Genomic DNA, 13,083 nt, shown 5'->3' on the forward strand with positions numbered 1-13,083 from the left:
TATTATTTTATTGAAAAATGAAGTAGATAAATAAGAACGTAATTTAAAAAGAGAGGGAAAAATCACATGGATAAAGCGATAGTTTTTGGAGCAGGCTTAAGTGGGCTTGGTGCAAAAGAATTACTTGAAAAAAAAGGATATGAAACATATTTGATAGATGACAAGGTGGCAATGCCTTCAACAGAGGGAATAAAACTTTTGAATGAAGAAAAAATTGAATTTATAGTAAAAAGCCCCGGGATACCTTGGAAAGCTGAACTTTTGAAAGTTGCAAAAGAAAAAAATGTTAAAGTTATTTCAGAAATTGATTTGGCTTATAAATATGTGGATAAAAATGTAAAAATTATTTCGTTTACTGGAACAAATGGGAAAACTACTACTTCTACAAAAATGGCAGAACTATTGAATTTTTCTGGATTTCGTGCTAAACTAGCTGGAAATGCAGGATTTTCATTTGCAAAGCTGGTGGCTGATGAAGAAAAGTTGGATTACATTGTGCTAGAACTTAGCAGTTATCAATTGGAAAATAATCCGCAAATTCATTCAAATATCGCTGGAATAATTAATTTGACACCAGATCACTTGACACGATATAATTCAGTTGAAGATTATTACATTACAAAATTTAATATTTTTGATAAGCAAGTGGAAAGTGATTTTGCATTAATTAATCTGGATGATAAAGAATTTGAAAAATTGTATGAAAGAAATGAAATAAAGGAAAAAATAAAATCTAAGAAGATATATTTGAGTACAGAAACTAAAGGAACAATTTTTGTTTATAAAAATGATATTTGCATAATGAAAGATTTTAAAAAACGTATTGATGAAATTGAAAATTTTGACGAAAATGTGGATAAAGTGTCAGAAATTTTGATGAAAACAGATGAGTTGTCGTTAAAAGGAAAGCATAATCTGGAAAATATGTTATTTTTAATTGGTTCAGCTAAAATTTTAAATATTTCAAATGAAAAAATTTCAGAATTTTTAAAATCAACAGTTGCTTTGGAACATAGGCTGGAAAACTTTTTCATAAAGGGAAATACGATATTTATTAACGATTCTAAAGGTACAAATGTAGAATCGACATTAAAGGCGATTGATTCGTTTGATAATTCGATTATTATGATTTTAGGCGGAGATGACAAGAAAATTGATAATATGCCTTTGATTGAAAGAATTAAGGAAAAGGCTGATTTTGTTTATCTTATCGGAGATAATGCTCAAATTTTGATTGACGATATGGAAAAAATTGGATATAAAAATTATAAGAATTTGGAAACGGTTGAAAATGTACTGAATTATTTGAAAGAAAACATTGATTTTTCAAAAAATCAGACAGTGCTGTTTTCACCTGCAACATCAAGTTTTTGCCAATTTAAAAGCTTTGAGCATAGAGGAAAAGTGTTTAAGGAATTGACAAAAAAAATTATAGGAAATTTTTAGGGAAAGAAAGGTAATCGGGAAAGAAAATTGAAAAGAAAAAAGTGGTTAGGAACATTTTTTATAATTGTAGTTTTAATATTATCTGCATTAAGCCTGATAACAATGGCAAGCTTGAGTTTTCCGCAAGCACAGAAAGAATTTGGAAAAAGCCATTCTTATTTGGCAAGACAGGCATTATGGCTATTAATAGGCGGAATGGGATTTGTATTTACAGCTAATCTAAATTATAAAAAATATAAGGATATAATAAAATATTTTTACATTTTGGGTGCATTTACACTTGTAATGGTGCTATTGATAGGAAGAACATCAAAAGGAGCTACACGTTGGATTTCAATCGGTGGTTTTGCATTTCAGCCTTCAGAATTTGTAAAAATAATATTAATTATAACATTGGCGACATTTGTATATAATTTAAAATATGCTACAAAGCGGGATAAAGTAAAAACTCTTCCGTGGCTGTCATCCATATCAATTCTAGGATTAACTGGAATATATGCAGGTCTTATTATAGCAGAAAAATCATTTAGTAATACAGCTCAAATTGTAATAATTGGACTTACTTATTTACTTATTTCAGAAGTCAAGTTTTCAATAATTGGAATTTTTGTGCCAATAATCGGAATTTTAGGCTGGCTAGGAATAGTAGGAACTGGATATAGAGCCAGCAGGTTAGCGTCTTATGTGGGAGACGACCTTGGATATCATACAACTAATTCGCTGATTGCCATAGGAAGCGGAGGATTTAGTGGACGTTTTTATGGAAATGGTTTACAGAAATATGGATTTCTGCCAGAAATACATACAGATTATATTTTTTCAGGATATGCTGAAGAAAACGGATTTATAGGTGCATTATTTCTGTTAGGATTATACATATCTTTATTAGTCATAATTGCAATTACACTAAGAAAAATAAAAAATGTATATGCAAAATATATTCTAGTCGGAATTTTTATAATGTTCGCCACTCAAGTAATTGGAAATGTTGCAGTTGTCAGCAATGTAATTCCTTCAACAGGAATACCTCTTCCAATGATGAGTTATGGTGGAAGTACAACAATAGTTATGATGTCAACGCTGGGAATAGTATATAATATAATAAGAGCGTTATATAAACAGGAAATGGGAGAAAATCTCGATGAAATGAATGAAATTGACTATGAATTGATTAATCAGAGAAAACGAAGATAAGCTAATTGCAGTTTAAAAAATAAAATGAAAATGAGAGGGAAATAATAAAAATGGAGAAAGTCGTATTTACTACAGGTGGAACTGGTGGTCATATTTATCCTGCCTTATCAATTGCCAAAAAAATTAGAGAAAAAAATATAGATACATTGTTTATTGGGACAAAGCATAGAATGGAAAAGGATATTGTGCCACGTGAAAATTTTAGATTTATTGGGCTGGATGTATTGCCATTAAGATCTTTAAAATCGATATTTAAAATGATTGCAGCAACGATAAGTACAATAAAGCTGTTAAAAAAGGAAAAACCAACAAAAATTATAGCTTTTGGAAATTATATAACAATACCTGTATTAGTTGCGGCTAATGTGTTAAAAATACCGTATTATCTGCAGGAACAGAATCATACAATGGGACAGGCAAACAAATGGTTTTATAAAGGTGCGAAAAAAGTATTTATTGCTTTTGGAAATACACTAGACAGAATAAAAGATAAATATAAAAATAAATTTGTTGTGACGGGAAATCCATTAAGAGAAGAATTTTATGGAAAAGAAAGAAAAGAGGAAAGAAGAAAATTAAATATAAAAGATGACGAAAAAGTGCTTCTTGTAATTGGTGGAAGTCTTGGAGCCAAAAATATAAATGAGGCAATTTTAAAAAAATGGAAGACAATATCAGAAGACAAGAGAATACGGTTATTTTGGGCAACAGGAAAAGATAATTATGAAGCATCGACTTGTAAAATTAGAGATTTTGGAACAGCGGTAGTTGAGCCATATTTTGAAAATGTTCCAGAATTGATGACAGCGGCGGACATTGTAATATGTCGTGCAGGAGCTTCAACAATTTCAGAACTTATTCAGTTGGAAAAACCGTCAATACTTATTCCATATGACTTTGTAGGACAAAAAGAAAATGCAGATGTACTGGAATATGTAAATGGTGCCAAAATTTTTACAAATGAAACTGTAGAAAAGGCAATAGACGAAGCATTGTCAATAGTGCGACAAGCATCAATGCTAGAATTTATGAGTGAAAATGTAAAGTCTTTGAAAAAAGGCAATTCAGCGGAGATAATAGTCAGTGAAATGGGACTTTAAGAAGAAAATAGGAAAATTTGGAGGGAATCAAAATTATGTTAACAAAAATAAATAATATATATTTTAGCGGAATAAACGGAATTGGAATGAGTGGACTTGCAAAAATTCTGGCATCAGACGGATTTAACGTGGCAGGTTCAGATTTGGAAAGAAAACCTGTAACTAAAGATATGGAAGATATGGGAATAAAAGTTTATATAGGGCAAGTAGAAGAAAATGTAAAGGACAAGGGGATAGACTTATTTGTATATTCAACTGCAATAAAAGAAACAAATCCTGAATACAAATATATTGTTGACAATAACATAAAAAAAATAAAAAGAGGCGAGCTGCTTGCAGAAATAATGAATAGATTTGACGGAATAGCAGTTGCAGGAACTCATGGAAAAACTACAACAAGCTCAATGATGAGCGTGGCACTTTTGGAAAAGGAGCCTTTTATCGTGGTTGGAGGAATTATTCCAGAAATTCAGAGCAACAGCCAAATTGGTAATTCTGAATATTTTATTGCAGAAGCTGATGAAAGTGACAATTCATTTTTGTATATAAAACCAAAATATTCCGTTGTAACAAATATAGAAGCTGATCATTTAGATCATCACGGAACATTTGAAAATATAAAAAAATCATTTGAGCAGTTTATTGACAGTACAGAAAGAATAGCTGTTCTTTGTAAAGATACAGTCGAAAAAGTAGGACTTGACATAAAAAATAAAAATGTAGTATGGTATAGCCTAAAAGATGAAACAGCCGATATTTATGCTAAAAATATTAGAGTGGAAAATGGAATTACAAGCTATGAAGTTGTAAAAAATGGTGAAGAATTGGGAACATTCAGCTTGAGTGTACCAGGAAATCACAATGTTTCAAATTCACTTCCAGTAATTTATTTTGCTCATGAATTTAATTGCAATATGAAAAAAGTAAAGGAAAGAATTTTGAAATTTAAAGGTGCAAACAGAAGATATCAAGTTATTTACGATAACAATTTAAGAATAATTGATGATTATGCACATCATCCGACAGAAGTAAAAGTTACAATTAATGCAGCACACAATACTGAAAAAGGAAAAGTAACAGTAATTTTCCAGCCACATAGATACAGCCGTACAAAATTTTTCTTTGATGATTTCGTAAAATCATTAAAAGAAGCCGACGATTTAATCTTACTTCCAATTTATGCAGCTAGTGAAGATAACACATACGGTGTAAGTTCAGAATCACTTGCTGAAAAAATTGGTGGAAATGTAAGGGTGCAGACTCAGGAAGAAATCAAGAATATTATAAAAAATGATAAAAATAGTAAAAATACCTATGTATTTATGGGAGCTGGAAGCGTGTCGAAAATAGCTCATGAAATAGCCAATGATTTGAAGGAAATGTAGGAATAGAAATCTAACATTGAAAAAATCAAGAATTGAGAGAGGAAAATAAAAATGGAAATAATAAAAAATGCCAAAATGAAAGAATATTCAAATATGAAGGTTGGAGGAACTGCAAAGGAGCTTATTTTCATAGATGATAAAAATGAATTAAAGGAAATTCTGCGAACAAGAAATAATATTTTTCTTTTGGGAAATGGTACAAATACGCTTATTAACGATGGAAATTTAGATATAAGCTTTTTATCGTTAAAAAGATTAAAAAAAATAACAGTTGAAGAAAAAATTGAAAATACCAAAAAAGAGGATAGCTATGATTTGGTAAGAGTGGAAGCTGGATTGGACTTGGATGATTTGATAGATTTTATGGAAAAAAATGATTATTCAGGGCTGGAAAATATTACTGGTATTCCAGGATCTGTCGGCGGGCTTGTAAATATGAATGGCGGAGCTTACGGAACAGAAATTTTTGACTGCATTGAGGAAGTGGAAGTTTGCAAAAATGATGGAGAAATTGTAAAAATTAAGACAACAGACTTGAATTTTAAATATAGAACTACTGAAATCAAGGAAAATAAATGGATTGTAATTTCTGCATTATTTAAATTTGGTTTTGGTTTTGACAAGGAGGCTTCTCAAGACAAAAAAAATCAAAGAGAAGTCAAACATCCATTGGATTTGCCGAATCTTGGAAGCACATTTAAGAATCCAGAAGGGACATTTGCGGCAAAACTTATTTCAGATGCGGATTTAAAGGGTTATAGAGTTGGAGATGTTGTAGTTTCACCAAAACATCCGAATTTTGTAACAAATGTAGGAAATGCTACATTTAATGATGTTATTTCAGTCATTGAACACGTAAAGGAAGTTGTTTTTGAAAAATTCGGAGTAAAATTGGAAACTGAGATTATAATTTTAAAATAATTTCAGTTTACAAATAAATTTTAACTTAAGATATTGAATAAAATGTAAAAAAAGTGTATAATATTAGAAAAAATGGAGTAATTATGAAAAGGTCGATTAAAGCACTAATTGCATTGTTTTTGTTAGCTGGAGCGATGTTTTTTGGTAAAAGGTTCATAGATACGGATTATTTTAAGGTTCAGGATGTTTTTATAGATGGAGTCCCAAAATTATTAAAACAGGATATAGCAGCACAGCTTGAGCAAATGAAAGGAAAAAATATCGTATATATAAATACTAACAAAATCGAAAACTTTATAAAAAATGACATAAGAGTAAAAAAAGTATCAATAAAAAAACTTTTTCCTAGTAAAATTGAAGTTGTGCTGGAAGAAAGAGAACCTTATGTATATGTGAAAAAGGGAGAAGAAACACTTTTAGCAGATAAGGATTTAAACATATATGGTGATATTTTAGAAGACCCGTCCAGAAATATTCCAGTAATAGACTATACAAGCGATGAGAGTTTGAATGGGATAAAAACGATACTTTCTAAAATAAAAAATAAAGATTTCTATGCTATGATATCAGAAATAAGACAATCTGAAAAAAATTATGAAATACTTCTTACAAATAACGTAAAAATCATAACAGATACTTTAGTCACAGAAAAAAAATATAATGATGCATATAAATTATACGAGAAAATAAAAAAAGAAAAAGCAATAACTTACATGGATTTAAGGTTTACAGATATTGTTGTGAAATAATATCTTGTGGTAAAATAAGAGAAAGGAGAGGCTACTTTAATTTTAGTTATATAATATTTTTAAGTAGCAAAGAAAAAATGGATAACTTTAGTAATACAGCGAAACTAAAAGTAGTAGGCGTAGGTGGAGCTGGTGGAAATGCAATAAACGATATGATTGAAAGTAATATAACAAGTGTTGATTTTATAGCGATTAATACAGATCAACAGGATTTGGACAGATCTCAGGCTCCAGTAAAAGTACTTTTAGGGCGTGGAATGGGAGCTGGAGCAGATCCTGAAAAAGGGAGGATTGCAGCAAAAGAATCAGAAGAAAAAATAAAAGAAGTGTTAGAAGGAACAGATATGTTATTCATAACTGCCGGAATGGGTGGTGGAACAGGAACAGGAGCATCTCCAATTATTGCTGAAGTTGCAAAAGCGATGGGAATTTTGACTGTAGCCATTGTAACAAAACCGTTTAGTTTTGAAGGACCGTTAAAGAAAAATAATGCTGCAACAGGAATTAATAATTTAAGAGAAAATGTAGATACATTAATAGCAATTCCAAATGACAGATTATTTGAAATACCAGGAATGAATATTTCCCTAATGAATGCTTTCAAAGAAGCAAATGGAGTTTTAAAAATGGGAATAAAAGGGATTTCTGACTTAATTACAAAACAGGGGATTGTAAACTTGGATTTTGCAGATATAAAGTCTATTATGCAAAATTCAGGAATTGCAATGTTAGGATTTGGAGAAGCGAATGGAGATGAAAAAGCTAAAAGTGCAACTGCTCAAGCATTAAACAGTCCACTATTAGAAAAATCCATTGAAGGTGCAAGAAAAATTTTAATAAATGTTACAGCTGGACCAGATATCGGATTACAGGAAATACAGGAAGTTGCCGAAACAATTGCAGAAAAAGCTGGAAATGATAAAGCTAATTTAATATGGGGATACATTATGGAACCTGAATTGGAAGGAACTATAAGTGTATCATTAGTAGCAACAGATTTTCAGGAAGAACTTTTGGCTAGAAGTGAAAACATAGATTCAAGAGCAATTAGATTTGCGCCGCCTAAAAAAGAAGAAGTAGAAGTGGAAAAAAAAACTGAAGAAAAGAAGGAAGTTAAACATCAAATTGAAGAAGAGGATCATGATACAGAAGAAAGATCAGATGAAAGCAGTATCTCAGATTTTGTTTTACCACCATTTTTTGAAGAATAGTGAACTGAAATCCAATTTTAAAAATTACATAAAAAACTCAAATTATTAAAGTCTAATATAAGTTATTTTAAAATTAATACATAAAATTAAAATATTTTTTAAAATAACTTGATTTTATTAGGCTTTTTTGCTATAATAATAGAACCTGCTCTATTTAAGGAAGTAGGGCTAAAAAAGCCATAGGAAAGGAGAAAGAATAATGAGAAATTATGAAATTATGTTTATTTTATCTACACAATTAACAGACGAAGAAAAACAAGCTGGAGTTGCATTTGTAGAAAAAATATTAACAGCTGCTGGAGCAACTGAAGTTAAGACAGAAATCTGGGGAGATAGAAAATTAGCTTATCCAATTAAGAAAAAAGAAAACGGATACTATGTTTTAACAACATTCCAAGCAGATGGAACTAAATTTAATGAAATTGAAACAAAATTGAATATTAATGAATCAATTTTAAAATACATGATTGTTAAAAATGATTAATTTGAAATAACTTAAATTTGAGGTTTTGTTATTTTAACTTTAAAATAAATATAAAATTAGGGGGAAATTTATGAACGTAGTAATACTAATGGGAAGAATGACAAGAGATCCTGAGTTGAAATATACTTCAGGAGGAAAGGCATTTGCAAATTTTTCATTAGCTGTGCAAAAAACAAAAGATGAAGTAGAATTTATTGACTGTACTGCGTGGGAAAAAACTGCAGAAACAATTGCTGAATACTTTAGAAAAGGTAACAGAATTCTTATACAAGGACGTTTGAGCGTAAGTAATTACGAACAAAATGGCGAAAAAAGAAAATCAACAAAAGTTGTTGTAAACAGTTTTGAATTTGTTGAAAGTTCAGGAACTTCTGGGAATAATGGAGGATATCAGCAACAGCAGTCTTTTAGCAATAATACTAAAAAACCAGTATCAGTACAAAATGATACTTATGAAGATGATAACGATGATATGGATGACGATGAAGAGTTTCCATTTTAATAATAGCTAAGTAAATTTTATAAGAGTTCTTTTAACGAAGTAAACTTGAAAAGAAATGAAATTTACTATAAAAGTTTTTAGGAGGTGCAAATTTAATGAGAGCTAAACCAGTTACAGAATTTAAAAGAAGAAAAAGAAGACCAAAAGTTAAATTTAAAGTAGAAGATATTAATTATAAAAATGTTGAATTATTAAAAAACTTTATGAATGATAAAGGAAAAATATCTCCAGCAAGAGTAACAGGACTTGAAGCAAAAATTCAAAGAAAAATTGCCAAAGCAATTAAAAGAGCTAGACAAATCGCTTTAATGCCTTATACAAAAATCGAAAAATAAAGTAATTTAATTTAACAAAAGATAGCAAGAAGTCTCCGGCTTCTACAAGCGGGAGATGAATTGCTTTTTTTTTGTAAAAAAAAATTGAAAAAAGGATATATTTATGATATAATTTATTCAGTGAAATAATATAGAAGTAGGTAATAATAATGTCATATAATAGTAATTATCATTCAGTATTTGATATAAATTATCATATGATTTTTTGTATAAAATATCGAAGAGAAGTCATTAATGATGAAATTTCTAATAGATTGAAAGAGATTTTTGAAAAAATATGTCCGAAGTATAACATTGTTCTTAAAGAATGGGAACATGATGTTGATCATATTCATATGTTGATTAATGCTATGCCTAATACTGAACTTTCTAAGTTTGTAAATACTTACAAAAGTGCTTCCAGCAGGTTGATAAAAAAAGAATTTCCTGAAATAAGGAGAAGATTGTGGAAAGAATATTTTTGGAGTAGAAGTTACTTAGTTGTAAGTGTTGGAGGTGCACCGTTAGAGATAATTAAAAAATATATTCAAAATCAAAAGGAGGTGTAATTTTATGAAATATAATTTAGCATTCAAATACAGAATTTATCCAAATAAGGAGCAAGAATTATTGATAAACAAGACTTTTGGATGTGTTCGTTTTGTTTACAATACAATTTTGTACACTGCGAATAAAATTTATGAAGAAACTGGAAAAAATAAAATAATTACACCTACCAGTTTGAAAAGTGAAAACCAATTTTTGAAAGAAGTAGACAGTCTGGCACTTTCAAATGCTCAATTGAATGTAAAACGATCGTTTACGAATTTCTTTCAGAAGAGAGCGAAGTTTCCGAGGTTCAAATCTAAAAAGACTAGTGTTAAAAGTTATACGACAAATTGTGTGAATAATTCAATACGAATTGAGGAAAACAAATATTTGGTTTTGCCAAAATTGAAAAAAGTCAAATTAAAATATCATAGAGAAATACCGAAGGATTACAAGATAAAGTCAGTAACATTGACAAACAGTAATGGAAATTACTATGTTTCTGTCTTGACGGAATTTGAAAAAGAAATTCAAAAAATGCCAAGTAATGATAAAGTAATTGGACTTGATTTTTCAATGTCTGAATTATTTGTCAGTTCTGAAAACCAAAGGGCTGATTATCCAAAATATTTTAGGATGTTAGAAGAAAAATTAAAGAAATTACAGAAATCATTGTCAAGGAAAGTAAAATTTTCTAAAAATTGGTATAAGCAAAAAGCGAAAATATCAAAATTACATGAGTATATCAAAAATTGTCGAAGAGATTTTTTGCATAAATTATCGAAAAAATTGTCCAAAGAACATAATGCTGTGATTGTCGAGGATTTGAATATGAAAGGGATGAGCCAGGCATTAAATTTTGGGAAAAGTGTAGGAGATAATGGATGGGGAATGTTTTTGAGGATGCTTGAGTATAAGTTGATGTTTTTAGGAAAGCAATTTTTAAAAATAGATAAGTGGTTTCCGTCGTCGAAAACTTGTAGTAAATGTGGAAATGTTAAAGAGGAACTGAAATTATCAGAAAGAAGCTATAAATGTGAGTGCTGTGGAATTGAGATTGATAGAGATTACAATGCGGCACTGAATATAAAAAACATTGGAAAAGAGATGTTGAAATATTAGGAAATAGAAAGACAGGGTAGGAACTGCCCGAAGAGCTTGGTAAATATATTTGGCTAACAAAAGAAGATACTTCCCAAGAAGCTTCCGCTTCTAAAAGCGAGAGTAGTTCACTCTTTATAGTTTAAGACTATTAAAAAATGAGTATTAACTTATTTTCAAATAGTCTTTTTTTTTAGAAAAGATATGGAAAAAATAAGAATAATATTGTATAATGTACAAAATAAATAATTAGGTGGTAGCGAAAATGTTAAATAAGAAAATGATAATATTTTTTCTTTCTTTTTTTCTTTTTGTGGTAAGTTGCAATAAAAAAGAAAATGAATCCAAAAAGAAAAATTCTGAAAATTTACAGAATAAAACCACACAGGAGAATATTTTTTCAAACAATTCAATCGAAAAAATAATTGAAACTTTTTCAAAAAAATCTAAAGAAAATAGAGTAAGTATTGGAAATTTTGAAAAATTGGCTTATGAAAATAAAAACTATTATTACGCCAGAATAAATTCAAAAAGTGACGCCATTTATGCACTTGATTACAGTGGAATAAGTGCTACGAGCATATTTTTGAAGGTTGGAAAAGTAGACGGGGCAAATTTAGGAATAATAGAAAATATGGTTGTGAATTTGATACAGGTATCTGATGAAAACATTAAGGATTCTGAAGCCAGAGTAATTTATGCGAAAATTTTATCCAATCTGGGTGAAAAAGAATTATCAGGATTGTTGACATATACAAATAAGATAACTTATGGCGTGAGAATAGATCCCTTAACAAGTGAATTTATATTCTTTGCCAAAGAATCTGAAAATGAAAGTAATGTAACAAGTATTCAGCAATTTAAAGTGAGTAAAGATAAAAAAGAAAATTTAGAAATATTAGCAAATTTAAAAAAAAATAAAAAATAAATTACGATATCAGGAGGAAAAATGAATTTAGAAGCATTATTCGGACTTTTACAAGGACAGGATTTAGGTAAATTAACAGAACAAATAGGAGGAAGCAGCACACAAGTAAAAAATGGAGTATCGGCAGCTTTACCTGCAATATTGGCAGCAGTCAATAAAAATGCAAATAACAGTGAAAAAGCGGAAGGATTGAACAATGCGTTAAATCAGCATGACGGTTCAGTATTAAATAATCTTGGAAGTTATTTGCAAAATCCTGATTTAAAGGATGGAGCAGGCATTTTAGGGCATTTATTTGGAAATAATACGCAAAATGTAGCAAATGCCGTTTCCCAATCAAGTGGACTTGATACCCAAGGTAGCATGAAAATATTAGAAACTTTAGCTCCACTTGTATTAGGTGCATTGGGACAGCAAAAAAAGGAAAATAATCTAGATGCACAAGGAATTGGAAATTTGACATCAAACCTTGCATCAAACTTTACTGGAGCAGGTGGAATTATAAGTACAGTTACAAATATGCTAGATGCAAATAAAGATGGAAATGTCGTAGATGATGTAATGGGATTAGTTGGGAAATTTTTGGGCGGTAAAAAATAAAATATTGTAAAATAATATATTTAATTAGGCAAAGGGACTATTTTATTTTTAAAGTTATCTCATCAAAGCCTAATTTTTTTATATTTATTAAAACAAAAAACTTATATTTTAATTATTTTGAAATACTAGGTTTTTATCCTTTGTTGGAAAAATTTGTAATAAATTCGTTATTTTAATGGGAAATAGTATAAGTTAAATATTTAAAGATAGAAGTAAAGGATGGTGTGAGATGAAATTTTTAATAATTGGATTAGGTGGGGGAATTGGAGCGATTCTTCGATATTTGATTAGTGTTGTGCCTTTGAAAGTGAGTTTTCCTGTACAGACTTTTGTTACGAATATTTTGGGAGCAATTTTGATTGGGGTTGTTGTTGAGATGGTGGCTGGCAAGGAGATTTCAGAGAATTGGAATTTGTTTTTGAAAGTGGGGATTTGTGGTGGATTTACTACATTTTCTACATTTTCGCTGGAAACGTATAATTTGATTGAGAAGGGAAATACTGGGATTGCTTTGGGGTATGCAATTTTAAGTGTTGTGTTGTCAGTTATTGGGGTTTTTGTGGGAAGAGGAATTGTTAAGATGATTTAAAAAACTGGAG

At 29.7% G+C, this 13,083-nt stretch carries 15 protein-coding genes; all 15 read left to right on the forward strand.

Going from position 1 to position 13,083, the window contains the following annotated elements:
• Positions 1–66: 66 nt before the first annotated feature.
• The 15 genes from murD (at position 67) to crcB (ending at position 13,073) form a co-directional block, all read left to right on the forward strand.
• Positions 67–1,446: a UDP-N-acetylmuramoyl-L-alanine--D-glutamate ligase gene (murD, locus tag LEBU_RS01040; protein WP_012806316.1), complete on the forward strand. Its 1,380-nt coding sequence runs from the start codon at positions 67–69 to the stop codon at positions 1,444–1,446.
• A 27-nt stretch (positions 1,447–1,473) separates the two neighbouring features.
• On the forward strand, positions 1,474–2,640 hold the full coding sequence (locus LEBU_RS01045) for an FtsW/RodA/SpoVE family cell cycle protein (RefSeq protein WP_012806317.1): 1,167 nt from the start codon (positions 1,474–1,476) through the stop codon (positions 2,638–2,640).
• A 50-nt stretch (positions 2,641–2,690) separates the two neighbouring features.
• A complete protein-coding gene (gene murG, locus LEBU_RS01050; RefSeq protein ID WP_012806318.1) occupies positions 2,691–3,740 on the forward strand; it encodes an undecaprenyldiphospho-muramoylpentapeptide beta-N-acetylglucosaminyltransferase in 1,050 nt (349 codons plus the stop codon).
• Positions 3,741–3,775: 35 nt separating this feature from the next.
• Positions 3,776–5,125, forward strand: coding sequence for a UDP-N-acetylmuramate--L-alanine ligase (gene murC / locus LEBU_RS01055; protein WP_012806319.1), 1,350 nt, complete (start codon positions 3,776–3,778; stop codon positions 5,123–5,125).
• A gap of 51 nt (positions 5,126–5,176) precedes the next feature.
• The gene (murB, locus tag LEBU_RS01060) at positions 5,177–6,046 is read left to right on the forward strand and encodes a UDP-N-acetylmuramate dehydrogenase (protein ID WP_012806320.1); all 870 of its coding nucleotides are present in this window, start codon (positions 5,177–5,179) and stop codon (positions 6,044–6,046) included.
• Between the two features lie 83 nt (positions 6,047–6,129).
• Positions 6,130–6,795 carry a cell division protein FtsQ/DivIB gene (locus LEBU_RS01065; protein WP_012806321.1) on the forward strand — a complete coding sequence of 222 codons (666 nt, stop codon included), beginning with the start codon at positions 6,130–6,132 and terminating at the stop codon, positions 6,793–6,795.
• A 77-nt stretch (positions 6,796–6,872) separates the two neighbouring features.
• Complete coding sequence (gene ftsZ / locus LEBU_RS01070) at positions 6,873–8,006, forward strand: cell division protein FtsZ (protein ID WP_012806322.1); 1,134 nt, start codon at positions 6,873–6,875, stop codon at positions 8,004–8,006.
• Positions 8,007–8,205: 199 nt separating this feature from the next.
• Positions 8,206–8,490, forward strand: coding sequence for a 30S ribosomal protein S6 (gene rpsF, locus LEBU_RS01075; protein WP_012806323.1), 285 nt, complete (start codon positions 8,206–8,208; stop codon positions 8,488–8,490).
• Between the two features lie 70 nt (positions 8,491–8,560).
• Positions 8,561–8,992: a single-stranded DNA-binding protein gene (locus tag LEBU_RS01080; protein WP_012806324.1), complete on the forward strand. Its 432-nt coding sequence runs from the start codon at positions 8,561–8,563 to the stop codon at positions 8,990–8,992.
• A 95-nt stretch (positions 8,993–9,087) separates the two neighbouring features.
• Positions 9,088–9,327: a 30S ribosomal protein S18 gene (gene rpsR, locus LEBU_RS01085; protein ID WP_012806325.1), complete on the forward strand. Its 240-nt coding sequence runs from the start codon at positions 9,088–9,090 to the stop codon at positions 9,325–9,327.
• Positions 9,328–9,476: 149 nt separating this feature from the next.
• Positions 9,477–9,875 (forward strand): IS200/IS605 family transposase, encoded by a 399-nt coding sequence (gene tnpA, locus LEBU_RS01090; protein WP_012806326.1) that lies wholly within the window; start codon positions 9,477–9,479, stop codon positions 9,873–9,875.
• 4 nt (positions 9,876–9,879) lie between these two features.
• Positions 9,880–10,977 carry an RNA-guided endonuclease TnpB family protein gene (locus LEBU_RS01095; RefSeq protein ID WP_012806327.1) on the forward strand — a complete coding sequence of 366 codons (1,098 nt, stop codon included), beginning with the start codon at positions 9,880–9,882 and terminating at the stop codon, positions 10,975–10,977.
• 244 nt (positions 10,978–11,221) lie between these two features.
• Entirely contained in the window at positions 11,222–11,884 is a 663-nt protein-coding gene (locus LEBU_RS01100) for a hypothetical protein (RefSeq protein WP_012806328.1), read from the forward strand.
• 21 nt (positions 11,885–11,905) lie between these two features.
• Entirely contained in the window at positions 11,906–12,484 is a 579-nt protein-coding gene (locus LEBU_RS01105) for a DUF937 domain-containing protein (protein WP_012806329.1), read from the forward strand.
• Positions 12,485–12,713: 229 nt separating this feature from the next.
• Positions 12,714–13,073, forward strand: coding sequence for a fluoride efflux transporter CrcB (gene crcB, locus LEBU_RS01110; RefSeq protein WP_012806330.1), 360 nt, complete (start codon positions 12,714–12,716; stop codon positions 13,071–13,073).
• The last annotated feature ends 10 nt before the right edge of the window (positions 13,074–13,083 follow it).

Origin of the sequence: Leptotrichia buccalis C-1013-b (assembly GCF_000023905.1) — a bacterium.
Lineage (GTDB): Bacteria > Fusobacteriota > Fusobacteriia > Fusobacteriales > Leptotrichiaceae > Leptotrichia > Leptotrichia buccalis.